Source organism: Paenibacillus sp. FJAT-27812, from assembly GCF_001273905.1.
GTDB lineage: Bacteria > Bacillota > Bacilli > Paenibacillales > Paenibacillaceae > Pristimantibacillus.
On the sequence record NZ_LIGH01000001.1, the window covers coordinates 1,851,410 to 1,877,113 of the forward strand.

General features: G+C 49.8%; 25 protein-coding genes and 6 tRNA genes. 1 reads left to right on the plus strand and 30 read right to left on the minus strand.

Annotation, left to right across the window (positions count from 1 at the left end):
• Nucleotides 1–37: 37 nt before the first annotated feature.
• From whiA to ADU23_RS07990, 24 genes are all read right to left on the minus strand, one after another.
• On the minus strand, nt 38–967 hold the full coding sequence (gene whiA, locus ADU23_RS07875) for a DNA-binding protein WhiA (RefSeq protein ID WP_053373237.1): 930 nt from the start codon (nt 965–967) through the stop codon (nt 38–40).
• A gap of 6 nt (nt 968–973) precedes the next feature.
• Nucleotides 974–1,960 carry a gluconeogenesis factor YvcK family protein gene (locus ADU23_RS07880; protein ID WP_053373238.1) on the minus strand — a complete coding sequence of 329 codons (987 nt, stop codon included), beginning with the start codon at nt 1,958–1,960 and terminating at the stop codon, nt 974–976.
• A 12-nt stretch (nt 1,961–1,972) separates the two neighbouring features.
• Nucleotides 1,973–2,860: an RNase adapter RapZ gene (gene rapZ, locus ADU23_RS07885; RefSeq protein WP_053373239.1), complete on the minus strand. Its 888-nt coding sequence runs from the start codon at nt 2,858–2,860 to the stop codon at nt 1,973–1,975.
• A 124-nt stretch (nt 2,861–2,984) separates the two neighbouring features.
• On the minus strand, nt 2,985–3,935 hold the full coding sequence (locus ADU23_RS07890) for an ROK family glucokinase (RefSeq protein ID WP_053373240.1): 951 nt from the start codon (nt 3,933–3,935) through the stop codon (nt 2,985–2,987).
• A 184-nt stretch (nt 3,936–4,119) separates the two neighbouring features.
• Nucleotides 4,120–5,067 (minus strand): thioredoxin-disulfide reductase, encoded by a 948-nt coding sequence (gene trxB, locus ADU23_RS07895; RefSeq protein WP_053373241.1) that lies wholly within the window; start codon nt 5,065–5,067, stop codon nt 4,120–4,122.
• 20 nt (nt 5,068–5,087) lie between these two features.
• Nucleotides 5,088–6,839: a tetratricopeptide repeat protein gene (locus ADU23_RS07900; protein ID WP_053373242.1), complete on the minus strand. Its 1,752-nt coding sequence runs from the start codon at nt 6,837–6,839 to the stop codon at nt 5,088–5,090.
• Between the two features lie 163 nt (nt 6,840–7,002).
• Nucleotides 7,003–7,953: a ribose-phosphate diphosphokinase gene (locus ADU23_RS07905; RefSeq protein ID WP_053373243.1), complete on the minus strand. Its 951-nt coding sequence runs from the start codon at nt 7,951–7,953 to the stop codon at nt 7,003–7,005.
• Nucleotides 7,954–8,068: 115 nt separating this feature from the next.
• On the minus strand, nt 8,069–8,875 hold the full coding sequence (gene hisJ / locus ADU23_RS07910) for a histidinol-phosphatase HisJ (RefSeq protein WP_053373244.1): 807 nt from the start codon (nt 8,873–8,875) through the stop codon (nt 8,069–8,071).
• 78 nt (nt 8,876–8,953) lie between these two features.
• Nucleotides 8,954–9,646: a bifunctional phosphoribosyl-AMP cyclohydrolase/phosphoribosyl-ATP diphosphatase HisIE gene (hisIE, locus tag ADU23_RS07915; RefSeq protein WP_053373245.1), complete on the minus strand. Its 693-nt coding sequence runs from the start codon at nt 9,644–9,646 to the stop codon at nt 8,954–8,956.
• Nucleotides 9,643–10,401: an imidazole glycerol phosphate synthase subunit HisF gene (gene hisF / locus ADU23_RS07920; RefSeq protein WP_053373246.1), complete on the minus strand. Its 759-nt coding sequence runs from the start codon at nt 10,399–10,401 to the stop codon at nt 9,643–9,645. Before hisF ends, hisIE begins: the two co-directional genes overlap by 4 nt.
• A 110-nt stretch (nt 10,402–10,511) precedes the next feature.
• Nucleotides 10,512–11,126: an imidazole glycerol phosphate synthase subunit HisH gene (hisH, locus tag ADU23_RS07925; protein ID WP_053373247.1), complete on the minus strand. Its 615-nt coding sequence runs from the start codon at nt 11,124–11,126 to the stop codon at nt 10,512–10,514.
• Between the two features lies 1 nt (nt 11,127).
• Complete coding sequence (gene hisB / locus ADU23_RS07930) at nt 11,128–11,733, minus strand: imidazoleglycerol-phosphate dehydratase HisB (protein ID WP_053373248.1); 606 nt, start codon at nt 11,731–11,733, stop codon at nt 11,128–11,130.
• 73 nt (nt 11,734–11,806) lie between these two features.
• Nucleotides 11,807–13,093 (minus strand): histidinol dehydrogenase, encoded by a 1,287-nt coding sequence (hisD, locus tag ADU23_RS07935; protein ID WP_053377528.1) that lies wholly within the window; start codon nt 13,091–13,093, stop codon nt 11,807–11,809.
• Between the two features lie 103 nt (nt 13,094–13,196).
• Entirely contained in the window at nt 13,197–13,841 is a 645-nt protein-coding gene (gene hisG, locus ADU23_RS07940) for an ATP phosphoribosyltransferase (protein WP_053373249.1), read from the minus strand.
• Entirely contained in the window at nt 13,838–15,067 is a 1,230-nt protein-coding gene (locus ADU23_RS07945; RefSeq protein ID WP_053373250.1) for an ATP phosphoribosyltransferase regulatory subunit, read from the minus strand. Before ADU23_RS07945 ends, hisG begins: the two co-directional genes overlap by 4 nt.
• A 191-nt stretch (nt 15,068–15,258) precedes the next feature.
• Nucleotides 15,259–15,795, minus strand: a complete 537-nt coding sequence (locus ADU23_RS07950) for an acyltransferase (RefSeq protein ID WP_176707711.1) — start codon at nt 15,793–15,795, stop codon at nt 15,259–15,261.
• Nucleotides 15,782–16,453 (minus strand): pyrophosphatase PpaX, encoded by a 672-nt coding sequence (ppaX, locus tag ADU23_RS07955; protein ID WP_053373252.1) that lies wholly within the window; start codon nt 16,451–16,453, stop codon nt 15,782–15,784. Before ppaX ends, ADU23_RS07950 begins: the two co-directional genes overlap by 14 nt.
• 16 nt (nt 16,454–16,469) lie before the next feature.
• Nucleotides 16,470–17,468 (minus strand): prolipoprotein diacylglyceryl transferase, encoded by a 999-nt coding sequence (gene lgt, locus ADU23_RS07960; protein WP_053373253.1) that lies wholly within the window; start codon nt 17,466–17,468, stop codon nt 16,470–16,472.
• Between the two features lie 21 nt (nt 17,469–17,489).
• Entirely contained in the window at nt 17,490–18,428 is a 939-nt protein-coding gene (gene hprK, locus ADU23_RS07965) for an HPr(Ser) kinase/phosphatase (protein ID WP_053373254.1), read from the minus strand.
• 121 nt (nt 18,429–18,549) lie between these two features.
• Nucleotides 18,550–19,914 carry a DUF4179 domain-containing protein gene (locus ADU23_RS07970; RefSeq protein ID WP_053373255.1) on the minus strand — a complete coding sequence of 455 codons (1,365 nt, stop codon included), beginning with the start codon at nt 19,912–19,914 and terminating at the stop codon, nt 18,550–18,552.
• Nucleotides 19,859–20,449: a sigma-70 family RNA polymerase sigma factor gene (locus ADU23_RS07975; RefSeq protein WP_053373256.1), complete on the minus strand. Its 591-nt coding sequence runs from the start codon at nt 20,447–20,449 to the stop codon at nt 19,859–19,861. Before ADU23_RS07975 ends, ADU23_RS07970 begins: the two co-directional genes overlap by 56 nt.
• Before the next feature lie 147 nt (nt 20,450–20,596).
• Nucleotides 20,597–21,718, minus strand: a complete 1,122-nt coding sequence (locus ADU23_RS07980) for an ABC transporter ATP-binding protein (protein WP_053373257.1) — start codon at nt 21,716–21,718, stop codon at nt 20,597–20,599.
• Between the two features lie 89 nt (nt 21,719–21,807).
• Nucleotides 21,808–22,950: a PucR family transcriptional regulator gene (locus ADU23_RS07985; RefSeq protein WP_053373258.1), complete on the minus strand. Its 1,143-nt coding sequence runs from the start codon at nt 22,948–22,950 to the stop codon at nt 21,808–21,810.
• Between the two features lie 168 nt (nt 22,951–23,118).
• Nucleotides 23,119–24,066: a glycosyltransferase family 4 protein gene (locus ADU23_RS07990; RefSeq protein ID WP_053373259.1), complete on the minus strand. Its 948-nt coding sequence runs from the start codon at nt 24,064–24,066 to the stop codon at nt 23,119–23,121.
• A gap of 190 nt (nt 24,067–24,256) precedes the next feature.
• On the opposite strand from ADU23_RS07990, the gene ssuE reads away from it, so the two are divergent.
• Nucleotides 24,257–24,808 (plus strand): NADPH-dependent FMN reductase, encoded by a 552-nt coding sequence (ssuE, locus tag ADU23_RS07995; RefSeq protein WP_053373260.1) that lies wholly within the window; start codon nt 24,257–24,259, stop codon nt 24,806–24,808.
• A 139-nt stretch (nt 24,809–24,947) separates the two neighbouring features.
• Here ssuE and ADU23_RS08000 read toward each other — a convergent pair.
• From ADU23_RS08000 to ADU23_RS08025, 6 genes are all read right to left on the minus strand, one after another.
• Nucleotides 24,948–25,023: transfer RNA gene (locus tag ADU23_RS08000), tRNA-Lys, on the minus strand.
• A gap of 16 nt (nt 25,024–25,039) precedes the next feature.
• Nucleotides 25,040–25,124, minus strand: a tRNA-Tyr gene (locus ADU23_RS08005).
• 39 nt (nt 25,125–25,163) lie between these two features.
• Nucleotides 25,164–25,239, minus strand: a tRNA-Phe gene (locus ADU23_RS08010).
• A 16-nt stretch (nt 25,240–25,255) separates the two neighbouring features.
• A tRNA-Asp gene (locus tag ADU23_RS08015) sits at nt 25,256–25,332 on the minus strand.
• 34 nt (nt 25,333–25,366) lie between these two features.
• A tRNA-Val gene (locus tag ADU23_RS08020) sits at nt 25,367–25,442 on the minus strand.
• 25 nt (nt 25,443–25,467) lie between these two features.
• Nucleotides 25,468–25,544, minus strand: a tRNA-Met gene (locus tag ADU23_RS08025).
• Nucleotides 25,545–25,704: the final 160 nt, after the last annotated feature.

A 25,704-nucleotide genomic window follows, 5' to 3' on the forward strand; every position in this document is an offset into this window, starting at 1 on the left:
TATATCATTATACCAGTTCATGCACTAGCATAAAAGCTCAGACCCCACGGATTTTTTCCGCAAGTTCATCAATTTTACGTAAACGGTGGTTTACGCCTGACTTACTGACCTTTCCGCTTAGCATTTCACCAACCTCTGTCAGATTCATATCCGGATGCTGCAGCCTGATTTCGGCTACTTCCTTCAACTTATCAGGCAGGCTATCCAAACCGACTTCACGCTGCAGCAGCTTAATGTTCTCGATCTGACGAACGGCTGCTCCAATCGTTTTGTTCAGATTGGCTGTCTCGCAATTGACGATTCGGTTTACCGAATTTCGCATATCGCGCATGATTCGGACATCCTCAAACTTGAATAAAGCTTGATGCGCGCCAATAATATTGAGGAGCTCGATTATTTTCTCGCCCTCTTTGATGTAGAAGATAAAACCCTTTTTACGTTCAATGCATCTAGCGTTTAGATCAAATTTGTTTGCAAGGTCGACGAGCGACTCGCAATGCTCTTGGTACATCGACGAAATCTCCAAATGATAAGAGGAGCCTTCCGGATTGTTGACGGAACCGCCCGCTAGGAACGCGCCGCGCAAATAGGAACGTTTGCAGCATGGCTTCCGAATGATTTCCTTGTCGATGCCAAGGTTGAACATAAAGCCTTCGGATACAATTTTTAGCTCGCTCAATATTTCCTGTACGCCTGCCGGAATACGGACGATATAGACATTATTTTTTTTGAGCCTCATCTTCTTGCGGACGAGCAGCTCAACATGCAGCTCATAATGCTTTTTGAGCAGGGAGTAAATTCTTCTGGCTATGGCGGCATTTTCCGTTGAGATGTCCAAAACGACTTTGCGGCTAGACACGCTAACCGAACCATTCATCCGTATGAGTGCAGATAGCTCCGCTCGCTCACAACAGCTGTCCGCTTCAATTAATGTCAGCTCTTTCTTTGTTTGTGCCGCAAATGACATTGTGTATCACCTCTTTCGTAACATCCAATTCTCAACCAGCTTATATATATGATGGCTTAAACGTTCGGCATCATGCCTCAAAAAAGTTCGGAATAAAACAAGGCGGTCTGCAATGACCTCATAACCCTTTTGCGTCACCGCATCCAGATCTAGATGAACGGCCTTCGCGCCAAGCTCCGCATATTTGCTTTCGATCTGCGGCGGAATTTCACCGTCATTCACGATTACATAATCAAATAAATGATGGCCGATATGGGAATGAATCGCATCCAAATGATCGCCAACCGAATAATTATCGGTCTCGCCGGGCTGCGTCATCACGTTGCACACAAATAGCTTAACGGCTTCCGATTCGACAATCGCACTCGCAAGCTTAGGAACGAGCAGATTCGGAATAATACTTGTATACAAGCTGCCCGGTCCAATTAATATTGCGTCTGCTTGCTCGATCGCTTCAACCGCTTCCTCCAGCGGCTCTACGTCAGCCGGCTCCAAAAACACCCGCTTGATCACTTTGCCCGCTTTCGGAATCATGGATTCTCCGGTCACAATGGAGCCGTCAGCCATTTCCGCTTTAAGCACGATTGATCGCCCCGCTGCGGGCAGCACCCGCCCTCGAACCGCAAGGACGCGGCTAAGCTCTCGGATACCGGTGACGAAGTCTCCAGATATATCAGTCATCGCTGCCAGCATTAGGTTGCCTAGACTATGTCCTGCAAGCCCTGGAACCGTTTTGAAACGATATTGCAAAACCTCCGTTAACAAAGGCTCTGCGTCAGCCAGTGCCATAAGCACGTTGCGAATGTCGCCTGGCGGAGGGATTTGCAGCTCATTGCGCAAAATGCCCGAGCTGCCTCCATCGTCGGCAACCGTCACAATAGCCGTAATATCGAGCGGCTTCTCTTTCAGCCCTCGCAGCATGACAGAGAGTCCGGTACCGCCGCCTATGACGACAATCTTCGGACGTCTCATAATTTTGTGTCTACTCTGCATTCTATCACCCCGTCAATGCTTGTCACGCTCGGCATCGCGATGGCTGACACGCACGCGTTCCGTATCACTGCTGCCGAGCATGCGTCCCAGATATTCAGCAATGGCAACGGAACGATGCTTGCCGCCCGTGCAGCCAATACCGATAACAACCTGACTTTTCCCTTCCTTGCGATATAGCGGAATAAGGAACTGCAGCATGTCTAGGAGCTTTGTAAGAAACTGCTGTGTTTCAGGCCATTTCATGACGTATTCGTACACATCGGGGTTTTGACCGGTATTCGGGCGCAGATGCTCGACATAATGCGGATTAGGCAAGAAGCGAACGTCATAGATGAGGTCAGCGTCAATCGGTATGCCGTATTTGAAGCCAAAGGAGGTTACATTGATGGAAAGGCTGTTTTGCTCCAAATTCGTGAAGTGCGAAATAATTCGTTCCTTCAAGTGAGCCGGCTTCAAAATACTCGTATCGATAACCTGCGACGCCCAGCCCTTTAAATCCTCCAGCAAGCGGCGTTCATTCCGAATGCCGTCAAGCGGCATTCCGTCCGGAGCGAGCGGATGCCGGCGGCGGCTCTCTTTGTACCGCTGAACAAGCACCGCATCGGTTGCATCTAAAAATAAAATTTCGCAGCTGAGCGTGTAATGCTCCTTGATATAAGCAAGCGATTCGGACAGCGCCGTGAAAAATTCACGTCCACGCAAATCAATAACGAGCGCCACGTTTCCGATTTTGCCATTCGACTGCTCTATCAGCTCTGCGAACTTAGGTATAAGTACGGGTGGTAAATTATCTACGCAGAAGAAACCGAGATCCTCCAGGCTTTGGACAGCAATGGTCTTGCCCGCGCCAGACATCCCGGTTATAATGACAAGCTTTGCTACTGCTGCTGTCGTTTCCATGAATAAACCTCCCAAAAGGTTTGCGGACGCAAACCTACTTCGTAAGGATATGCCTTGGCTTGCAAATGCAAGCCTACATCATAAGAATATGCTAAGGCTCGCGAATGCAAGCCTATTTATCCAATTAACCTCTTAGAATAAGTCCAGCCGCGCCAACTACACCAGCGTTGTTGCCAAGCGTAGCCGCAACGATTTTCACGTTCTCTTTGGCTTGATCTTGCGTGTATTTTTCAAATACTTCGCGAATTTGATCGAATAGGAAGTCTCCCGCTTTCGAAACGCCGCCGCCAATAATGAAATATTGCGGGTTAAGCACGATCGCGATCATGGCCATCGATTTGCCCAAATAATAAGCTGCGCGGTTAACGATGCGCGTTGCAACTTCATCTCCGGCTTTCGCCGCATCCAGAACGTCCTTCGCCATAATGTCCTCTACCTGCGAAAGCGATGTGCGGTCGCCGCGTTCAACAGCGTCTTTCGCCATACGGATAATGCCTGTCGCTGATGATACGGTTTCCAAGCAGCCCATTTTCCCGCAGCCGCACTGAATAGCTTCCAGATCAGGCACAATTGCCATATGCCCAAGCTCTCCTGCCATTCCCATGTAGCCCTCAACAATTTTACCTTCTATAATAATGCCGCCGCCTACGCCTGTTCCGAGCGTGTAGCATACGCAGTGCCCTATGCCTTTACCCGCTCCGCCCCAAGCTTCGCCAAGTGCGGCAACATTCGCATCATTATTTACTTTAACCGTTTTGTTCAGCTCTTGCTCCAAATAAGCTTTCAAATTGACGTTCTCAATTTTCAAGTTTGGCGCAAATTTCACTATTCCGTTTGGAATGTCAAGGAAGCCCGCAATACCGACGCCTACACCGTCAACCTGCTCCCAATCATAGTCTGATTCAGCTACGATTTGCTGCGCGTACTTTGCAATATTTTGAAGGATAGTGTCCGTTCCTTTACTCGCCTCCGTCGGCCCTTCATACGTATGAAGCAATTGTCCATCCGCATTGCAAATGCCTACCTTAATAGCAGTTCCGCCGACATCGACCCCAACGTAAATCTTTTCAGACATCACTAGTCCACCTCATCAATATGTTAATCTTCTCTGTAACACTATAAGCGACCTTAACCCTCTGGTCAAGATAGCGGAATGCTTGCAAATCAAGCGCTCTCGGCTATTGAAAAGGCTATACCCTCAAGCAGATCGCTCTGCTGGTATAGCCTCCTCTGTATCCTATGAAGCTGTTCGCCAACAATTAAAGCGATTTGCTCCAGTCATGAGTAATCGCGCCTTCAAGGTATCTCTCGCAGTCTAGAGCTGCCATACAGCCGCTTCCGGCTGCTGTGATCGCTTGGCGGTATTTGCTGTCTTGCACGTCGCCGCATGCGAATACGCCCGGTACGTTCGTTTCGGAAGTGCCCGGTTTCACGACAATGTAACCATGGTCGTCAGTATCGATTTGTCCGGCAAGGAACTTCGTATTCGGCGTATGGCCGATTGCGATGAAAATGCCGTCCGTTTCAATAACATCCTCTTCGCCTGTCGTATTGTCACGAACTTTAAGTCCGGTAACGCCCATCCCGCTTGCTACAACCTCAACCGGCGTACGGTTCAGGCTCCAGCTGATCTTTTCGTTCTCGCGAGCGCGGTCCTGCATGATTTTGGAAGCGCGAAGCTCATCCCGGCGGTTAACAAGCTCAACGTTCGAGGCAAAGCGCGTAAGGAAGCTTGCTTCCTCCATCGCGGAGTCGCCGCCGCCAACAACGATGATCTTTTTGCCGCGGAAGAAGAATCCGTCGCAAGTTGCGCATGTGCTGACGCCGCGTCCGACATTTTCTTTCTCGCCTGGAATGCCAAGATATCTTGCCGATGCGCCAGTCGAGATAATGATGCTCTCCCCTACCAGCTCGCCGTGACCTTCCACTTGAAGCTTGAATGGACGCTCGGACATATCCACGCTGTTTACCCAGCCCGTAATAAACTTAGCGCCAAAGCGCTCCGCTTGCTTACGCATATTCTCCATAAGCTCAGGACCCATAATGCCTTCCGGAAAACCAGGGAAGTTCTCAACCTCGGTCGTAGTCGTCAGCTGTCCGCCTGGCTCAGGACCTTCAATAATAAGCGGGCTCATGTTGGCGCGAGCCAAGTAGATAGCCGCTGTAAGTCCGGCAGGGCCGGTACCGATAATAATGGATTTGTACATAACATTCACCTCGTAAAAGTTTATTCGTCCTGCATTTCCTGTGTAGCGAATACAGAGCTAATGGATTTCATCTTCTCTTTGATGCCGCAAACCTCGTCAATCATCTTGACGTTTTTGCTGACTGTAGCAATCGACGTGCCATAGCGTACCGAAACCTCGTGATAGGAAATCGCCCGCCGGTGCATCTTCGCCGTTAGGTATTCCAAAGCAGCAGCCCAGCCCTCCGGCTTGGTCAGCTTCGGAACGTCCGGATACACGCGCGACAGAAATTCTACCCACAAGGTCATCAAATCATGCTGCTGAACCAAATCATATTGCTTGCTCATGCGGCCCAGAGCCGTTTCAACTACAGCTTGCCATTTATCTTCCCACACAGGCAGCCTTGAAGGTACGCGGTTCGGCTCGATGACCGTTTCCTTCCCTTCGAGCACCACTCGCAAAGGCTCTTGAACACCCATCGTACGCAGTACGAAGATGGCAATGCGCTTTAAATAATCATCCTCGTCCCGCTCCAGCAGGAAAGTCTGAAGCACATCCTTCACTTCACTGTCGGCAATCATGCCAAGCGCTTGGATGACCTGCAGCTTCGTATGCTGGTCGCCGTGGCGCAAAGCCCAGAAGAACGACGAGCGAACGAGCGGATCACGCTTGAGATGATCGGGAATGCCGTCCGAGGACTTCTCCCACAGCTTGAACTGCTCTTCAAACGGCAGATGGTAGTGGTAGCTAATGGACGCGGTATGCTCTCCGCTGCGGACAAGCTCCAGCTGCTCCATATAATAATGAGGAATGCCCGATGTCGGATCGAGCTTGATCGTCTGCTTCCACAGCCGCTCGGCCTCCTGATAACGCCCGATATTGCAAGCGGCGACAGCCGCATAATGAAACAGGCTAGGATCCTGGGTCAGCTCTGAATCTTTCAGCAGCCTGGTGAAGTGCTTATGAGCAGCTTCATGCTCTCCTAAGATGCCCATAGTGGTTGCCAGTTTAAACACATGCTCCTGATGAAACGGAACCGTCTTCGTAAGCAGCTCAACAAGCGGCTGCAAGCTTTGCTCATCATTCTTGTGCTGATAGAAAATAGCAAGGTTGCACAGCGCATGCAAATTGCCGGATTCGATCTCCAGCACCTCATGAATCGTATCCATGGCTTTATCGAACATGCCCATGTAATAATAGGCTAACGCCAAGTTGTTGCGCGCAGCCAGAAACTCCGGCTGGCCTTCAATTATTTTTTCCAATATGCGAACAGCCTCGGTGAATTTGCCTTCTTCAAGAAGCGTACGGGCCAGGTCATGCTCGACCATGCCTTCACGCGATTTTATGTTCGTCAGACGCGTAGGGCGCTCCAGTTCAAAATGCAGAAGGTCCATCATATCTTCCGCTTCATCAAGAAATTGCCCTTCCGAATCTTCTTCCAAATATTTAATAAGCGAGCCTTCGGCCGCTTCATATTGCTCCATATTGGCAAAATTGTTCGCCATATAGAAATGGCACTCCGTCATGGTAGGATCGAGCTCATCCACAATCCACCCTAAAATACGATTCGACTCTTCATAATTGCCAAGCTCAGAAAGAATGCCTGCCATATTGCAATGGTTTACCGGGTTTTCCGGCTCGTATTCTACGGCGCGACGAAAATATTTAAGTGCCTTGTCATAATGGAATCGATCAAGCGACCGAACCGCACGTTCGAAAAAAAACGTAGCGTCCCATTGAACCGGTATGACTTTCGTCTGTTGATCTACGGCAACACGTTTCTTCTCTTTCACTGGCAAGGCACCTCCCGTTACTTCCGATTTTCTACGATTATACCATAGCCATACCCAACAGAACACGAAAGAAATGTGGGAAAATCGCGGATGGCAGAAGCGCCACCCGCGATTTTCGCGGCAATACTATTCATTTCGCATGCTAAGCAATCAAGCCGAACGCTTAAACGCCATTGCTTTTGAACAACGTGCTGATGGATCCGCCTTCCAAAATAATGCGTGTCGCTTCAGCGAGAAGCGGCGCAACGGAAAGCACTTTGAACCGTTCCGGCGTCGATTCAGGCAAGCTGATCGAGTCGGTAACGATGACCTCTTTAATATTGGGATGATCCAAACGCTCAATAGCCGAGCCGGAGAATAACGGGTGCGTAGCGCATACGTATACATCCTCTGCACCGCGCTCCTTCAAGCTTTCAACAACGTTGACAATCGTAGATCCCGTGTCAATCAGATCCTCGATAATAATCGGAGTCTGGCCTTCGACATCGCCGATTACGTGTGTAATAACCGATTCATTGTGAGCTGGACGTTTCTTGATCATGATCGCAAACGATGTATCCAAGTAGTTCGCTAGTTTCTCTGCAGTTGAAGCACGGCCTGCATCCGGCGATACGACAACCGGGTTCTTGATGTTTTTGGACTTCAAATAATCGCTGATTAGATCAAGCGCAGTCATATGATCGACTGGAATGTTGAAGAAGCCTTGAATAGCTGGAGCATGTAGGTCGATTGTGATAACGCGGTTCGCTCCAACTGTCGTGAGCACATCCGCCAGCATTTTCGCTGAAATCGGCTCCCTTGGTGCTGCTTTGCGCTCCTGACGCGCATAGCCGTAATACGGCATGATGATGTTAACCGTTCTTGCGGAAGCACGCTTCGCCGCATCAATCATAACAAGCAATTCGACAAAATGCTCGTTGATCGGATGCGAGAATGATTGCACGAGGAAAACGTCGCAATTCCGAATCGTTTCTTCGTAATGCACGTAAATCTCACCGCTTTTAAAACGGGACATCTTGATCGCGCCTAGCGTCAGACCAAGCTCCGCACTAATTTTCTGAGCCAATACCGGATTAGACGAACCCGAAAAAATACGCACCTTGTCGCTTAACATGATACCCTCCTGAGCGTTAAAACCAATTAATTTTACGGAACAAGTACTCGTCCTTGTCGGATCATTCGACAAAGCTTGTTTGATCATCTATATTATACATGGAATTTGCAATATTTCAAAAATCAATCATCACTAATTTTCGACAATTAAATGTCGCTAGCTGCGTATATCCGACTTCTTTGAGCACAGCGTACGCTTGATCCAGATATTGGCCCAGCCTTTCGGGCTGGTGAGCATCCGATCCAACCGTCAGCGGAATGCCTAATTGCCGCGCATATTCCAGCATTCTGCGGCTTGGGAACATCTCGGCGGCAGGCGTGCGAAGCCCGGAAGCATTCAGCTCAATCGCCACCCCGCTCCGCTTAACGGCTTCAAGCGCAGCATTTTCCAAATGCGTGACATCCCCCTCCGGCTGATAGCCAAAACGTTTAATCACGTCAATATGCCCGATGTAATCATAGAAGCCGGTCGCAGCGGCTTTACCGACCGCATCATAGTACTGCTCATACACAGCCATGCGGTCGCGGCCTTCCCAGCCGCCCGTTTGACGGAAATCGGTAATATCCCATTCCCCTAGAAAATGAACCGAGCCGATCACATAGTCCCAAGGATATGCGTTTACGATCGATGCGATCTGCTCCTCGCAGCCTTCAATATAATCGCCTTCGAGGCCAACGCGGATGTCGATTTGCCCTTTATACTTTTCTTTGAGATGAAGGCATTCTTCCACATAACGAGGAAGCTCATCCATAGGCATTGCCATTTCGGGATAATAAGCGGCCGGATCAACATGCAGCAGCGGCATATGATCGGAAAGGCCGAGCTGCACGAGTCCGATCTCTATCCCCTTCTTAACGTATTCCTCTAGCTCGCCGACGGCATGACCGCAGCGTGCGTGGTGGGTATGGTAATCGATAAACATGTGCGTACCGGCCTTTCTACATGGATTTTTGAGGTTTATGGATTTTGGGACAGGTGTAGTTTAAAGATAAACGTACAACTATCTCATTTTGTTCGTCGTTGGCTTTCCATGGCGGCTGCTGATTTCGCTAATGACATCATCAAAAGGCAATCCGCGCTCGCGGAGCAGTACCATCAGGTGAAAAATAAGATCGCCAACCTCGCTGCGAAGCTCGTCGTTATCTTTATTTTTTGCTGCGATAATGACTTCCGAGGCTTCCTCGCCAACCTTTTTCAAAATCTTATCTACCCCTTTGTCGAACAGGTAGGTTGTGTAAGAGCCCTCCGGGCGCTCTGCGTAACGCTCTGCGATAACGCCCTCCAGCTGTCCCAGCGTAGCGAAGCGGTCGCTAGATGCAGCCGCAGCCTCTGAGGAAGCTTCTGCGTTTCCGCTGACTTCAACCGGATTGAAGAAGCAGCTATAACGGCCCGTGTGGCAAGCAGGACCTTTTTGATCCACCTTAACTAGCAGCGTGTCGCCGTCACAGTCGTAAGCCATCGAGACGATTCGCTGCGTATGGCCGCTTGTCGCTCCTTTGTTCCAAAGCTCGCCCCGTGAACGGCTCCAAAACCAGGTTACGCCGGATTCCACGGAAAGCTGCAGCGACTCCTTATTCATATAAGCCATCATCAGCACTTCTTTGCTCTGCGCGTCTTGCACAATGGCAGGCACAAGCCCTGCGTCATCCCATTTGATTTTTGAGCTCAGCTCGTTCTGGTTGTTTTCCGTCATCGTACCTCTACTCCCTTCAACCGCAAATCATCCTTCACTTCACGGATCGTCATTTCTTTATAGTGGAAAATCGTTGCCGCCAGCGCCGCATCCGCATGCGCCTGTTGGAACACATCGTTAAAGTGCTCGACTCTTCCCGCGCCGCCAGAAGCGATAACCGGTATGCCAAGCGAATCCGATACCGCCTGCGTAAGCTTAATATCAAAGCCGTCCTTCGTCCCGTCCGCATCCATGCTCGTCAGCAAAATTTCGCCCGCTCCAAGCTTCTCAACCTCACGCGCCCACTCCAGCGCCTTGATGCCGGTTGTTTTGCGTCCGCCGTGCGTATAAACCTCCCACTCGCCCCACTCAGCATTAAACTTGGCGTCAATGGCCACCACGATGCACTGCGAGCCAAACTTGCGCGAGCCTTCTTGCACGAGCGCTTTGTTTAATACAGCCGCCGTGTTTATGCCGATTTTGTCCGCGCCTGCGCGAAGCAGCCGCTTCATGTCATCGACATGGGAAATGCCGCCGCCTACTGTAAACGGAATCGTGATTTCTCCCGCTGTCCGCTTAACAACCTCAATCATCGTAGCGCGTCCCTCGACGGAAGCCGAAATGTCCAAAAATACGAGCTCGTCAGCGCCCTCTTGGTCATAGGTAGCCGCCAGCTCGACGGGATCGCCCGCATCGCGCAAGTTCACGAAGTTAACGCCTTTCACGACGCGGCCATCCTTCACGTCTAGACACGGAATGATACGTTTCGCCAGCATGTTGCCCTCTCCTTTATGCCCGTTAAACGGGCCTCATCTATATGTCTGCCATTATTGAATAAGTTGATCCAGCTTGCAGCTTAATGCGGCTTGATGCAGCTATAAGCGCTTTAGCCTTGGCTGCTTGTAAGCGCAAGAAAATTGCCCAGAAGCTGCATCCCGAGCTCGCCGCTCTTCTCTGGGTGGAACTGCATGCCGTAAACATTGCCGCGACCGACAATAGCGGTCACCTGCTGGTAATAGTCCGTTGTCGCCAGCAGATCGGAAGCGAGCTCCGGCTTCGCGTGGAAGGAGTGGACGAAGTAGACATGCCCTTCGGTCAAGCCGTTAAATAACGGCGACTGCTCCTGCAGGAACGAAAGCTTGTTCCAGCCCATATGCGGAATTTTATAATCGCCGGCAAAACGGAGCACCTTGCCCGGAAGCAAGTTCAAGCCCTCGTTTTTGCCATATTCTTCGCTTTCGCTAAAAAGCAGCTGCATGCCAAGGCAAATGCCCAGCATCGGTTTGCCGGAGGCTGCATATGCTTTGGCTACCTCATCAAGTTTCGTTTCGCGCAAATTTTGCATGGCATCGCCAAAGGCGCCGACGCCCGGCAGGATAGCGCCGTCTGCTGCCGCGATCGTCTCCGGATTATCCGTAATAACCGCCTCGTAACCGAGACGTTCAACCGCCTTGCTTACGCTGTGCAAATTGCCCATGCCGTAATCAATGATCGCAATCATGCTACAGCACTCCTTTCGTCGAAGGCACTCCTTGTACGCGAGGATCAATGCTCGTTGCTTCGTCAAGCGCACGGCCAAGCGCCTTGAACACCGCTTCAATCATGTGATGCGTGTTTTGGCCATAGTGTACGATGACATGAAGCGTGATGCGCGATTCAAGCGCCAGCTTCCACAAAAACTCATGTACAAGCTCCGTGGAGAAGCTGCCCACTTGAGCCGATGGATATTCTGCACGGTATTCAAAATGCGGACGGTTGCTGACGTCGATAATAACCTGAGCAAGCGCCTCATCCATAGGAACGAATACGCTGGCATAACGCTTAATGCCGCGTTTGTCGCCTAGTGCTTCGCGAAGCGTTTGTCCGATGCAAATGCCGATGTCCTCCACCGTGTGGTGATCGTCGATGTCGATGTCGCCGCGTGCTTCAACTTCTAGATTAAACTGACCATGCTTTGTAAACAGATCGAGCATATGGTTAAGGAACGGCACATCCGTATCAATTTTGGTCTCGCCTGTTCCGTCGACTGCAAATTTAAGCTTAATATCCGTCTCGTTCGTCTTACGTGCCACTGATGCCTCGCGTACCCGATTTTCCGACACTTTCATTCCTTCTTCCTTGGATGTGTTTTATTTTGGTTGCTGTTTGGCGCTTAAAAGCCTGCGATTGCTGTGGGAGACGCTATTCCCGTTCCTTCTCCAGACGGATCTCAATCGCGCGGGCATGGCCTTCCAATCCCTCGTGGCGCGCCAGCGTCATAATTTTTTCGCCATTGGCAAGCAGAGCTTCCTTGCTGTAGTAGATCAGGCTAGATTTTTTAAGAAAATCATCGACATTGACCGGCGAAGAGAAGCGTGCCGTGCCATTTGTCGGAATGATGTGATTTGGCCCTGCAAAATAATCCCCAACCGGCTCCGAGCTGTAAGGCCCGAGGAAAATAGCACCCGCGTTCTGAATGTAGCCAAGCAGACGCATCGGATCAACCGTCAGCACCTCAAGGTGCTCTGGCGCGATCTGGTTCACGACGTCGATTCCCGCTTCAAGCGAATCGACGAGCAGCACCGCCCCGTAGCTGTCTATGGAGCTGCGGGCAATGTCTTGGCGCGGCAGAGTGGACAGCTGCCGCTCCACCTCCGCTGCAACCGCCTCCGCAAGCTGCTGCGACGGCGTCACAAGAATCGCCGACGCCATTTCATCGTGCTCTGCCTGCGACAGCAAATCCGCGGCTACGTACGCGGGATCTGCTGAATCGTCAGCAAGCACGACGATTTCACTTGGCCCGGCGATACTGTCGATATCGACGGCACCGAATACGGCGCGCTTAGCCAGCGCAACGTAAATGTTGCCCGGTCCGCAAATTTTATCGACCGGGGCAATGCTCGCCGTGCCGTACGCAAGCGCGGCAATGGCTTGTGCGCCGCCGACCCGGTACATCTCCTTGACGCCCGCTTCCGCGGCGGCAACGAGAATATACGGGTCGATGCCCTCCGTGCCGCCGGTTGCAGGCGGCGTCACCATAACGATCTCCGGCACGCCGGCTACCTGTGCCGGAATTACGTTCATCAGCACGGACGACGGATAAGCCGCCTTGCCTCCGGGCACATATACGCCGACCCGCTTAAGCGGTCGCATAATTTGCCCGAGCAGCGTTCCGTCCTGCTGCAGATCCATCCACGAGGTCCGCATTTGCTTCTCGTGGAAAGTCCGAACATTCACGGCCGCTTCGCGAATCGCCGTGAGGAAGTCGGCGTCGACAAGCGCATACGCCGCCTGAATCTCCTCTTGCGTCACGCGCAGCGACGCCGCGTCCAGCTTAACGCGGTCATGCTGCTCCGTATACCTGAGCAGCGCCGCGTCCCCCTCGGCCTTTACGTCTGCGACGATCCTTAAGGCCGCTTCATTTTGCTCCGGTGTTCCATACTCCACCTCGCGCTTCAATCCAAACTGCTCCGCTCGCATAATGCGCATATCATCCACTCCTTCCATATACTCGCCCTGCACTTAATATCTATCGCTATCCCTAGCTCGTTACCGCATCCGATCTTTCCAAGTCACTCGCTCTAACTAAGCCTTAAACCCGTCCCGCCAACGTCGCCTGCAGCCGATCACAAAGACTCTGGATCGCTTCGTTCTTCATCCGGTAGCTTACGCGATTGGCAATCAGGCGGCTCGTAATGCCGAAGATCGATTCCATTTCCACCAGCCCGTTCTCCCGCAGCGTTTGGCCCGTTTCCACCATATCGACGATACGGTCCGCTAGGCCGATCATCGGCGCAAGCTCGATCGAGCCGTTCAGCTTAATCACCTCAACCTGCTGTCCAAGCTCGCGGAAATAAGCGGACGCTACATTCGGGTACTTGGTCGCAACGCGCGGGTTGATCGTTGGCTTCCAATCCGGCATGCCGATAACCGACATGCGGCATTTGGCTATGCCCAGATCAAGCAGCTCATAAACGTCCTTATTTTCCTCCATCAGCACGTCTTTGCCGACGATACCGATATCCGCTACGCCGTATTCCACATAAGTCGGCACGTCAACCGGCTTCGCCATAATGAACTCCATGCCTACCTCTGGCAGTTCAATGATCAGCTTGCGCGTATCATCAAAATCACTCGGAATCGGCAGTCCCGCCTCGCGAAAGAGCTTCGATGCCACCTTATAAATGCGGCCCTTCGGCATCGCCACTTTCAAAATATCCCTAGTCTCTCCGCTCATGTGGCGCTGCCTCCTTTAATTCCATTCCCGTTAAACGTCAGCAAAGCCGTATAATTTACGCCTTTATGCGTAAACGAGCCCCGCTCCTTCGATTTCAATCCATCTATTAAAGAGCCGTTCTCGTCCGAACGCTCCGTTACTACGCTAACGCCCTGCGCGCGCAGCTCCTGCGCTTTGACAAGCGCTTCTCCGCGGCCCGCAGTATCGTAAACAATTAGCGTACGCTCAGTTTCATTCTCCGCTTTATCGCCCAGCAGCTCCAAAATACGCGTCGTCTTCAGCGCGAATCCCGTTGCAGGCGCAGGTCTGCCGAACTGTGCCAGCAGGTTGTCGTAACGTCCGCCGCTAACTACCGGGAATCCGAGATCAGCAGCGTACCCTTCGAATGTCATGCCTGTATAATAAGAGAAATCCCCAATCATCGTTAAATCAATAAGTACATGCTCGCATACGCCGTACGCCTTCAGCACATCCCAAATCTCGCATAGATGGCGAATCGATGAGCGTGCGTTATCGTCTACGCTTAGCTGCAACGCCTGATCGCAGATCTCCTGGCCGCCGCGCAAACGCAAAATACCTTCAAGCTCCTGCTGTACCGACTCATCGATAGACAGCTCACGCAGCTGCTTTCGATAGCCTACAAAATCACGTCCGAGCAAGCAGCTCTTAAGCTGCTCCTGTGCTTCTACCCGGCCCGGGAGAGCTTCTTCCATTAATCCGTTCAGGAAGCCGACATGCCCGATCGCTATTTTGAAACGTTCGACGCCAGCTGCTTTCAAAGAAGCAATCGCAAGAGCGACGACCTCCGCATCCGCTTCAGCCGATGAATCGCCGACCAGCTCTACACCCGTTTGGAAAAACTCCGCCTCGCGGCCAGCCTCTTCCTCAATAGCGCGGAACACGTTCGAGTGATAGGACAAGCGCTGCGGGAAATCGGCTTGTTTCAATAGTGAGGATACAACACGGGCAATAGGCGCCGTCATATCGGAGCGCAGTACTAGCGTCGTTCCGCGGTTGTTAAGCAGCTTGAACAGCTTCTGATCCGATGTCGAGCTGGCAACGCCTACCGTGTCGTAATATTCCATCGTTGGTGTAATAATTTGCTCATAGCCCCAGCCCTGCATGCAGGCCAGCACCTGACGCTCTATATGACGCAGCTTCGCTACCGCGCTTGGCAAATAATCTTTAACGCCTGTCGGCTTCTCAAAAACTTTTGGTTTGGACATATATAATCACCTTCACTTACTTTAGTGGTTTAAAGCGATACCATGTTACCATGCTAACAAATTAAAGAGTTTAATCGTAATATTAGCATGAAAAGCTTAAATTCGTCAAGCCGAATACGGCCCTCCACGCGCCAAAAAGAAACCCCGCCCAGCTGCGAAACGAACTCGTCTGGACGAGGCTTTTTTAACAGCTATTCGTTTAAAATGCTCCGTACGTTCTCGTCGTTCCCACTTGTGTGTGAAGCATCGCTTCTCTTAATCTCCCGCATCGGATTGCCTCCGACAAATGCATAAGCAGGCACGTCCTTATGGATGACAGAGCCGGCTGCTACGACCGCATGGTCGCCGATCGTGACGCCGGGAAGGATCGTCGTATTAGCGCCGATCATAACATGGGAGCCAATGACAACGTTGCCAAGCCGATACTCCTTGATCAAATATTCATGGGTGAGAATCGTTGTATTATATCCAATAATCGTATTATTGCCGACCGTAATGCGTTCTGGAAAGAAGACATCGACCATAACCATTAGTGCAAATGCGGTATGCTCCCCGACCTTCATCCCGAGCAAACGGCGGTAAATCCAATTTTTGAGCGGAAGGATCGGACAATAGCGGGCAAGCTGGATAAAGATGAAATTACGGACCGACTTCACTCGGCTTACCGTAGAATATACTTGCCACAGCGCGTTTGGCCCTTCCACCGGATATCGTTCAACTTTGCGCAAGCGTCTCCCGCTCCATTCCAACAAATGCATATAGATCGCGCATATCATGAATCACATGATGTGCTCCCGCATCCTTCAGCTTCAGCTCGCCCTTAAGCGACCAAGCCACGCCAACCGCAATGGCACCCGCAGCGATCGCGGATTCGATATCCACCGTGCTGTCGCCTACCATCATCGTTGTTGCCGGGTCTGCTCCAAGCAGTCCAATCGCTTTGCTCACTGGCTCAGGATGAGGCTTAGGATTAACGACATCGTCAATCGTGACGATTGCATCCACGTAATCAAACAACCCCGTATATTTCAAGCCACGTTCTGTCGTTAGGCGCATTTTGGTCGTAACGACCCCGATCTGAATGCCTTCACCATGCAGACGTTCGATAACCTCGTTCACATAATCAAATGCTTTTACATACTCGTCATGCAACCTTAAATTCACTTCGCGATACGCTGCAACAAGATGCGTTACATCTTCCAGCCCTGAGAAAAGCTTCATTTGGTCCGTTAGCGGCTGTCCCATGCTTGGGATGATGTGCTCTCTGCCAAAGCCCTCAGGCGTTATGCCTTGCAACGATTCTATGAACGAGCGAATGATGAGCTCATTGGTGTCGATAATCGTGCCGTCTAAATCGAACAGCATCGTTTTGATTTTGCCCGTCATCGTAAAACCTCCTAAATTACTCTTGTCGTTTGCCGGCTTCTTCCTCTTTAACCGTAGCCGCATCTTCCAATTTTGCTGCTTCCGAGCCGCCGTTTCTCTCCGGCTTCGTAGTTACGATCGGATCAAGATAACGCGCTGATGCAAGACCTGTCTTGCGGCGAACGATAATGAGCACGATAGCCCCTAGAATGAGCAGCAAAGCCAGCACCTGCGAAATTCTAACATTGCCGTATGCAGGGTCCAAATACCCTTGCTTGAACAGCACTTCCATTGGCGTCCATAGGGCATTGATGAATGAAGCAAGCCAAGATGGCCCGATAAAAGCCAAGCTGTCTGTACGAAGCGCTTCAATAAAGAAGCGGCCGATCGAATACCAGATAAAGTAGCTGGCCATCAGCTCGCCCGCACGCAAAAATTTCTGGCGGCGCAGCACGAGCAAGATGATAATGCCGACTAAGCTCCAGATCGACTCATACAAAAATGCGGGATGGCGATATACGCCTTGTACTAGCATCTGATCGACGATAAAGGATGGCAAATGCAGCGTATTGCGCAGGAATGACTCGCTAACCTCTCCGCCGTAAGCTTCCTGGTTCATAAAATTGCCCCAGCGTCCGATCATTTGGCCCGCAAGAAGTCCGGGCACACAAATATCCACTAAACGCCAGAAGTTATAGCCTTTGTAACGGAAGTAGAAAAATCCGCAAATAAAGGCTCCGATAATAGCGCCATAGATCGCGATGCCGCCATTCCATATTTTGAACACATCAATAAAGTTTCCTTTATAATCTTCCCACTTGAACGCCACATAATAAATTCGCGCTCCAATGATGGCGGAAGGAACGCCGAGCAGCAGCAAGTCCATAAACAAATCCGGCTTAATGCCGAAGCGTTTTCCTTCCTGCACGGCGAACAGAAGACCCACTAACGCCGCCGTTCCCAAAATAATGCCATACCAATGCACTTCAATCGATCCTAACGTGAAGGCAATTGGATTTAGTATCAATGTCTTCATTATTTTATATCCCCTTTAGGTTCAATCGTATTCATCCATATCATCGGCAATCGTTTCCGTCAGCTTATTCGTAAATTGCAGCGCCGCATTGTAACCCATCCGTTTCAGACGGAAGTTCATCGCCGCAACCTCGATAATGACTGCTAAGTTACGACCTGGACGTACAGGTACGGTCACGAGAGGAATATCCGTGTCGATAATGCGCGTTGTTTCTTCGTCTAGGCCAAGGCGGTCATACTGTTTGTCCTGCTGCCAGTTCTCCAGCTTGATAACTAGCCCGATACGCTTCTGCGTACGTACAGCACCTGCTCCGAACAGCGTCATCACATTAATGATCCCTAGTCCTCTAATTTCAAGCAAGTGGCGAATAAGCTCCGGCGCGCTGCCGTGCAGCTGCGCATCCGAGGTTTGCATAATCTCGACCGCATCATCGGCGACAAGCCGGTGGCCGCGTTTAACGAGCTCTAGCGCTGTCTCGCTCTTACCAATGCCGCTGCCTCCTGTAATGAGCATGCCGACGCCGTACACGTCAACGAGAACGCCATGAATCGTAGCCGTTGGCGCTAGCTTTCTCTCAAGAAAATCGGTAATTCTGCTGGACAAAATCGTCGTTGCCACGTTGCTGCGCAGCAGCGGGATTTGCATCTCGGCCGATTGATCGATTAGCTCCTGAGGCGCTTCAAGCCCTCTAGTCAAAATAATACAAGGCGTGTCCTCATTGCATAGGCGCACCATACGATCCTTGCGCTCTTCGCTGCCTAGCATATTTAAAAACGATATTTCCGTTCGGCCAAGCAGCTGAACGCGCTCGCTTGGATGGTAATGGAAATATCCGGCCATTTCAAGGCCTGGCCGATACAAATCATCTACCGTTATGGCACGCTTCATTCCGTCCTCGCCAGCTATAATTTCGAGCTGAAATTGTTTGACGAGCTCAGATACTTTCACTTTTTTCGGCATCGTAGGGCCTCCCTCATATGACAACTGCTAGTGTGTGTATGTATGTTATTTTCCAATGTCTTCATCGTAAAGGAAAAAGGCGCTGAACGCAACGTTTCCTCCGCTGCCCAGCGCCTATCATTTACTTAATAGGTATACTTATTGGCTTCCTTACATAGCCGATAAACTCCTCGATGTCGAAAGTTAACGGCTGCTTATAGTTTGCTTTCGGAATCCGAAAGACGTGGGTGACCTTATCCTCATCAGAGTTCCATTCCACGCCGCGGCTATCCGAGATCGGATACGCGATGCCAGAAGCATCCTTAAAGACGCCCTCATGCGCAAATAATTCATAGCCCGCCTTCTTATCGATCTCATCTAGTCCCAGCAAATCAAGCTTGATCTCATATCCTTCCGCAGTTTCCTCCTTGCTGACTAACTGAAGCCTGTTTTGCGGTGAGGATATCGTCTCCATTTTATCCGTGTCGATCGTTACGCTTAGGTTTTTTTCAGATAGATACAAGCCGTCAGCGACTAACGTCAGCTTTTTGGGCCGATCGAAGTAGCTGCTCTTAAAATGTCTCGTTATCGACGAGTTGAGATCGCCAAAGCCCGAATTCGTCTCATAGCGTCTGCCCTTCTCATCCACTAGCGCTACATGAATAAAGTCATTTGCGTGCAAATCGTTATTCGGATCAGCCTCGAAGGATAATGAAAATTGAAGAGGCGTAATAACGGCATCCTTCACCGTGAAGCGTTGTCCGCCCACCTCAAACTTTTGATTGATGGCGATATCCTCCCGCATCACTGCGAACCGTTCATGCTCGATCGGGAAGTCGACCTCCAGCCACTGATTGCCTAGAAATAAGCTGAATTGCAAGCTCTCAGGCATAGGTGCGCCTTCTACCAATAACACATCCAAATAATCGTGTACCGGAACGCTCTCTCCAGCGGCGTCATCGCTTGGAAAATGTGATGAACCAATAGATGCCATCAAATCCGCACCGTCACTCGTTTTCAATTTATATTTTAGAAAACCAGTATTATTGTTTATACCGGGCCCCTCAGCCGTATACAAAATAACTAAACGCTGGTCATCCGCCAAAATATCCTTTACCGTAAATGTATAACCATTCTTCTCGGCTGACAGGTTAACAGGCTGAAAAAATTTATTTTCGACTGCAGACAGCAACGCCTTATCGCCTTGAATGAAGTCAACGTATCCGGTAAACCCCGGAATATCCTTCAGCATACCCGCAAAAGCAGGAGATACGCGCACGAACGCGGTAAGCAGCAAAAATATACTCAAAGCCGAAACGAACATAGCTACGCTCATTCTCTTCCTTCGTCCGCGTACCGCTCGCTTGCGGCCTTGCTCAAGTCCTCTTCGGATCGCTTCGTCAAGCAAATGATCAGGCATCTGTCCCAGCTTCATCTCCACTTGATCCTTGTCACTCCGCAGTCTCTGATCTACCCGCTCGAAGCCCGTCTCCATTTCCGCGCCCATACCCTATCTCCTCCTTCATTTCAGTCATATCGGCTCTTAAGCATTTCAAACCTTTATTCAGCCAAGTGCGAATGGTCCCATCCGGCTTCTCTAGCAGCTCAGCTATTTCCGTTATCGTCATGTCCCGGTAATATTTCAGCGTGATGACCATACGGTAGTTTGCTGGGAGCTGCTGCACCTGTGCCGCCATATCAAGCCTTGCTGCCGCATCCGCTTCGTCTGCTCTCATTCCGTTGCCATATTGCTGAGCAATACCCTCAGTAGGACGCTCCCGCGTCTGCTTCTTCCGAGCATCCATGCACACGCGAATCAATATTCGAATTGACCATGTCGTAAAAAATCGCGCTTCCCTTAAATCGCGCCGCTTCGTCCAAATCCGACAAACCGTCTCTTGCAATGCTTCCAGCGCATCCGCTTCATTGCGCATATATGAATAGGCAATGCCGTACATTTGCTGCTTATCCAGCTCAACACGTTGCAGGAAAGCCGCTTCATCACCACGTATCGCCGCCTCCGCCAACTCCTCTTTATTCATGCTCCTACCCCCTATGCCGAGACTGCCGCTTTCTCGTTCAGCTTTTCTTTGACTATTAGACGGCCAAGATGCGCAAACGGTTTTCGCAGCAGCGCACAAAAAAAAGAACGACCGGATACTCCGATCGTTCTTCTTCCATACTATTTATTAAGCTTCGAAAATGTTAAGTTCAGATGCTTTGTCGAACAAATGTACTTTGTTCATGTCAAGCGCAAGCTTAACGCTTGTGCCATCACGTAGACCGGAGCGGCCATCAACACGAGCGATAACGGTGTCAGTGCCGATACCGTTCAGGTATAGGTACATTTCGTGACCAAGGTTCTCAGCAACCTCAACATTCGCGTTCACGATTGTTTGTGGGGAAGCTTCCAAGAATACTGGCTCTTCGTGAAGATCCTCTGGACGAATGCCAAGAATCACTTCTTTACCGATGTAACCTTTCGAGCGAAGCACTGCTGCTTTGCCTTCTGGAACTACTACGTCAACGCCGCTAGCTTTGAAGCGAAGCGCGCCGCCTTGCTCTGAAAGGGAACCGCTGATAAAGTTCATCGAAGGAGCGCCGATAAAGCCGGCTACGAAGATATTAACAGGGTGGTTGTACAGCTCTTCAGGAGAAGCCGTTTGTTGAATGAAACCGTCTTTCATAACAACGATACGGTCACCCATTGTCATTGCTTCGATTTGGTCATGCGTTACGTAGATTGTTGTTGTTTCAAGACGTTTAGTAAGCTTGCTGATCTCAGCGCGCATTTGTCCGCGAAGTTTCGCGTCCAAGTTGGAAAGCGGCTCATCCATCAAGAATACTTGCGGCTCACGAACGATTGCGCGTCCTAGAGCGACACGTTGACGTTGACCACCGGAAAGCGCTTTTGGTTTACGGTCTAGCAAATGCTCGATATCTAGAATTTTAGCAGCTTCACGAACACGTTTGTCGATGTCTGCTTTTTTGAATTTACGAAGTTTAAGGCCGAAAGCCATGTTTTGGTAAACGTTCATGTGCGGGTACAACGCGTAGGATTGGAATACCATCGCGATGTCGCGGTCTTTAGGAGCAACGTCGTTCACTAGGCGGTCGCCGATGAACAATTTGCCTTCCGAAATTTCTTCAAGGCCTGCAATCATACGAAGAGTTGTCGATTTACCGCAACCAGATGGTCCGACCAATACGAGAAACTCTTTGTCTTTAATATCTAAGTTAACGTCAGTAACCGATGCTTTGTCAGTACCCGGGTATTTTTTGTAAATGCCTTCTAAACGTACGCCTGCCATGATAATTTTCCCCCTAGAAAGAAATTTCGATATGCCTATATCTTATCCCACTAGGGAAGCTGTGACTATGCACATACTTTACAAAAAAACTAATTTCTTTTCGTAACTTTGTACAATAGCAATATAATTTTGACTAATACGGCATCACGGAACTGGCGAACATCAAGCCCAGTCTCCTGTTTAAGCTTGTCCAAGCGATATAATAACGTATTGCGATGAATGTATAATTTTTTCGCCGTCTCACTAACATTGCAATCTAGCGTAAAAAAAGTGTCCAGCGTGCTCAGCATTTCCGACTCTACGAACAAATCGGCTCTTTTTAGCGATTGCTCCAAATACTTGGAACGCTGCACCTCTGGTATGGCATTTAATAGACGCTCCAGCTGAAGCATCCATGGCAGATGAATATTGGTGCCGACATGGAATTTACGCCCAAGATTAACCGTTTCCCTAAGCAGCATCGTTGTCTCTACCATTCCCTTGGCAGGTGATGTTGGATGTGCGACTGCCAAATGGCATTCACCGATCCACTCGCTGGCAAGCATCTCATGCAGTCCAAGCCCAATCGAGGCTAGGCTGTCCTCAAGCGTTTCCTCTTCATGCTCGTCGAACGCATCTGAATCCTCATCCTTCAATAACGAAATGGAACCCCATATGAGCCACTCCTGGCTCTTTAGCGGAATAAGCAATACATCATCGGACATAAACGAGCGAAGCAGCTTCTCCAGTTCCGTATACGTCGCTTGCTTCATACCCGATTGTTCCGTTACGAGCAAAAATGGAATCATTTCATTAAACAAACGGCTGCCAACGGTCAAATGATCGGGCAAGGAGTAGGCAGGCTCATTCGACTCCAGCTGCTTCTGAATCCAATCGCCTAGTTTAAGCGCTTGCCTTTCGGTTTCAGATAGGGCCGCGGACTTTTTCTCAGCCAATGCGCCGCGATTAAGCTGCAGCGTCCAACTGATCAACTCTTTCTCAGTAGCTTGCAGAGTTTGACTTTCAATTTCTAGTAGTTCTACATCATATTCAGTAGAGGAGATAACAATCCAAGTTTTCCCGTCGTTCTCAACGCGCTGTCCTTCTATGGAGGAAGATAACGGATTATCGCCTAACCATGTCTCGGAAGCGTTACTTACTAAATCGCTCCACTCCGCTATCGATTTCGAAACAACATGTACCGGACAGTTCAAAATGTGCTGCAGTGGCTTCAACCAATCTGTCGTGCTCATTTCTCTATCTCCAATCTCCACAAGCGTTAGCGGCTGAGTGCGTCCTAACTGGACACGCAATTACGTTTAGCAGCTCCATAAAAGCAGGATAAAGGTTAAAAAGCTTATTCCTACTTCTATGTAGAATAACGCTTTTTTTCGTCATTGTACCACAAGAGCCCGCCTAATTCAGCCTAATGCCAGTAAAAGAATGATCGACAGCAACGCGAACAGCGTCGCGATCAAATAAAGAAACGATACCGTTTGTACCTGGCTAAGCCCCCATTTCATCAAAATATGATGCGTATGCAGCTTGTCTGCCCGGTGCAGGCCCTTGCCGCTGATCAGCCTGCGGAGCATGACATATGCGGTATCAAAAATAGGCAAACCAAGCGCCAGCATCGGTACAAGCAGCGTAATGAATGTCGCTCTCTTATACGTGCCGTCAACCGCAATGACGGCTAGTGTATAACCAAGAAAGGTGGCACCGGCATCACCCATAAAAATACGCGCTGGGTAAAAGTTATGCACCAAAAACCCAAAACTCGCTCCGGCAACAATCACCGCTAAAATAGCCGAATTAGGCTGTCCGGTTATAAGTGCCACAGTTAATAACGTAAGTGCGGATAACGTGCAGACACCTGAAGCAAGCCCGTCAACGCCATCGATAAAATTGATCATATTGATCAATCCAAATACCCACAGCATCGTCGTCAGCCAAGAGAACCAATCAGGAAATGAAATAAACAGGTCCGTGAAGGGATTTGCGACACCTGCAATTTTGATGTGGAATAAAGTTGGAATGGAAGCCGCCCCCATATAGAGAATGACGCGCGGCCATACTGGAAAGTCACGTCCCTTCGTCTTTGCCCTATCATCCAGCAGGCCAACGATGACGAGTACGGTGCCTCCCGTAACGATTGTCCATGTAAGCGGAGTAAAGCCGATAAAAATAAACATCGCAATGACGCAGCCGGCAAAAATAGCCGCTCCACCCATGAGTGGAATCGGCTTGTTATGTATTTTCCTTTGATTCGGTCTATCAACAAATCCGTGGCGCAGCGCAAGCTTCCGAAGCGGTGGTACGCTTGCAAATACAATCGCAAAGCTAATTAATGCCGCCAAACCGTATACCATTGCAACTACCCCTTTTTTTATTTATTACCGTATGTATACATTGTTCCCTTATATCGATAAAATACAAGAAACAAATGATACCTGTTTGACCGAATTGACATGTTCGTGGTACGATTTAATCAAAGTACACTTATCGGATTAATGTATTATTAATCTGCCACTATTTGATTGAGAAAGAGGAGTGCTGCACATGCCTAATATCGTTATTATTTCCGGTAGTCCAAATGCTTCGTCACGCTTGAATGGAATCACTCAGTATGTAGAGCAGCAACTGCATGAGAAGGACTTATCGGTCAATCTTATTACCGTCGTTTCTTTGCCTGCTGAAGATCTCATTCATGCGCGTTTTGGCAGCCCTGCAATTGTTGAAGCTAATAAATTGGTTGAAGAGGCTGACGCTGTCATTATTGCAAGCCCTGTTTACAAAGCTTCCTTTACAGGCGTTTTGAAAACATTCCTTGATCTGCTTCCGCAAAAGGGTCTTGACGGTAAAATTATCGCTCCTCTTTTCATCGGCGGCACCATCGCTCATCTTCTCTCGATCGATTACTCCCTTAAGCCGGTGCTAGCCTCGATGGGCGCTAAGCTATATGTTAGCGGCGTGTACGCAGTGGATTCGCAAATTAACCGTACGCAAGAGCCTAATGAAGCTCCAGTGTTCGAATTAAATGAAGAGCTGACTCTGCGGCTGACGGAAACGGTCAACGAGCTGGTTCATGAGCTTTCGCTGCGCGGCAAATAACGGTATATAAACAAATAAAGGTGTACGCTTGGAAGCAAACCGTTGCTTCTTGCGTACACCTTTTCTTATTTAGTCCGTTAAAATCAAAAAAACCGAAGATCCTAAGATCTCCGGTTGCAAGTTCGTTGTTAGAAAAAAATGGTGAGTCATGTAGGATTCGAACCTACGACACCCTGATTAAAAGTCAGGTGCTCTACCAACTGAGCTAATGACTCATGATGAGTAAAGAAATGGTGGAGGATGATGGATTCGAACCACCGAACTCAGAGAGAGCAGATTTACAGTCTGCCGTGTTTAGCCACTTCACTAATCCTCCATACTATTACCTATTTTTCGCTTTAAGCGAAAAATAAAGTGGTGGCTCGGGACGGAATCGAACCGCCGACACGAGGATTTTCAGTCCTCTGCTCTACCGACTGAGCTACCGAGCCTTACTTTAAAGAAAAATGGCGGAGCTGACGGGATTCGAACCCGCGGTCTCCTGCGTGACAGGCAGGCATGTTGGGCCACTACACCACAGCTCCAAGTGGATCCGGATAATTCCGAATAAGAAAATAATGGTGGAGGCTGACGGGATCGAACCGCCGACCCTCTGCTTGTAAGGCAGATGCTCTCCCAGCTGAGCTAAGCCTCCTGGGTATTACAATAAAGAAAGGTAATGGTAGCGGCGAAGGGGATCGAACCCCCGACCTCACGGGTATGAACCGTACGCTCTAGCCAGCTGAGCTACACCGCCACGCTTGTCCCCCGAATAGATGTCGTTTGCAGCGTTCGGGGACGCTTGCAAAGTCAGGAAATTTACGCCCTGAAAACTGGATACGAAAGATTAGGTTTGCTGAAAACCTCTTTAACTGTGTCTGCTGGATGTATGGGTCGCAGCAAACGGTTTTAGGATA

Excerpts from the sequence above, each read along its gene's own strand:
- ssuE (WP_053373260.1), top strand. The coding sequence starts at position 24,257 with ATGCCTAATATCGTTATTATTTCCGGTAGTCCAAATGCTTCGTCACGC.
- ADU23_RS07990 (WP_053373259.1), bottom strand. The coding sequence starts at position 24,066 with ATGGTATACGGTTTGGCGGCATTAATTAGCTTTGCGATTGTATTTGCA.
- hisIE (WP_053373245.1), bottom strand. The coding sequence starts at position 9,646 with ATGACGGAAAACAACCAGAACGAGCTGAGCTCAAAAATCAAATGGGAT.
- hisJ (WP_053373244.1), bottom strand. The coding sequence starts at position 8,875 with ATGTTTATCGATTACCATACCCACCACGCACGCTGCGGTCATGCCGTC.
- trxB (WP_053373241.1), bottom strand. The coding sequence starts at position 5,067 with ATGTACAAATCCATTATTATCGGTACCGGCCCTGCCGGACTTACAGCG.
- ppaX (WP_053373252.1), bottom strand. The coding sequence starts at position 16,453 with ATGACGGGCAAAATCAAAACGATGCTGTTCGATTTAGACGGCACGATT.
- ADU23_RS07945 (WP_053373250.1), bottom strand. The coding sequence starts at position 15,067 with ATGTCCAAACCAAAAGTTTTTGAGAAGCCGACAGGCGTTAAAGATTAT.
- ADU23_RS07985 (WP_053373258.1), bottom strand. The coding sequence starts at position 22,950 with ATGAGCACGACAGATTGGTTGAAGCCACTGCAGCACATTTTGAACTGT.
- hisB (WP_053373248.1), bottom strand. The coding sequence starts at position 11,733 with ATGAAAGTGTCGGAAAATCGGGTACGCGAGGCATCAGTGGCACGTAAG.
- ADU23_RS07975 (WP_053373256.1), bottom strand. The coding sequence starts at position 20,449 with ATGAATAAAGAGGAGTTGGCGGAGGCGGCGATACGTGGTGATGAAGCG.
- rapZ (WP_053373239.1), bottom strand. The coding sequence starts at position 2,860 with ATGGAAACGACAGCAGCAGTAGCAAAGCTTGTCATTATAACCGGGATG.
- whiA (WP_053373237.1), bottom strand. The coding sequence starts at position 967 with ATGTCATTTGCGGCACAAACAAAGAAAGAGCTGACATTAATTGAAGCG.
- ADU23_RS07880 (WP_053373238.1), bottom strand. The coding sequence starts at position 1,960 with ATGCAGAGTAGACACAAAATTATGAGACGTCCGAAGATTGTCGTCATA.
- hisD (WP_053377528.1), bottom strand. The coding sequence starts at position 13,093 with ATGCGCATTATGCGAGCGGAGCAGTTTGGATTGAAGCGCGAGGTGGAG.
- hisG (WP_053373249.1), bottom strand. The coding sequence starts at position 13,841 with ATGAGCGGAGAGACTAGGGATATTTTGAAAGTGGCGATGCCGAAGGGC.
- ADU23_RS07980 (WP_053373257.1), bottom strand. The coding sequence starts at position 21,718 with ATGGCAGGCGTACGTTTAGAAGGCATTTACAAAAAATACCCGGGTACT.
- hisH (WP_053373247.1), bottom strand. The coding sequence starts at position 11,126 with ATGATTGCGATCATTGATTACGGCATGGGCAATTTGCACAGCGTAAGC.
- ADU23_RS07970 (WP_053373255.1), bottom strand. The coding sequence starts at position 19,914 with ATGGGCGCGGAAATGGAGACGGGCTTCGAGCGGGTAGATCAGAGACTG.
- hisF (WP_053373246.1), bottom strand. The coding sequence starts at position 10,401 with ATGCTGGCGAAACGTATCATTCCGTGTCTAGACGTGAAGGATGGCCGC.
- hprK (WP_053373254.1), bottom strand. The coding sequence starts at position 18,428 with ATGCCGAAAAAAGTGAAAGTATCTGAGCTCGTCAAACAATTTCAGCTC.
- ADU23_RS07890 (WP_053373240.1), bottom strand. The coding sequence starts at position 3,935 with ATGTCTGAAAAGATTTACGTTGGGGTCGATGTCGGCGGAACTGCTATT.
- ADU23_RS07905 (WP_053373243.1), bottom strand. The coding sequence starts at position 7,953 with ATGTTAAGCGACAAGGTGCGTATTTTTTCGGGTTCGTCTAATCCGGTA.
- lgt (WP_053373253.1), bottom strand. The coding sequence starts at position 17,468 with ATGAAGACATTGATACTAAATCCAATTGCCTTCACGTTAGGATCGATT.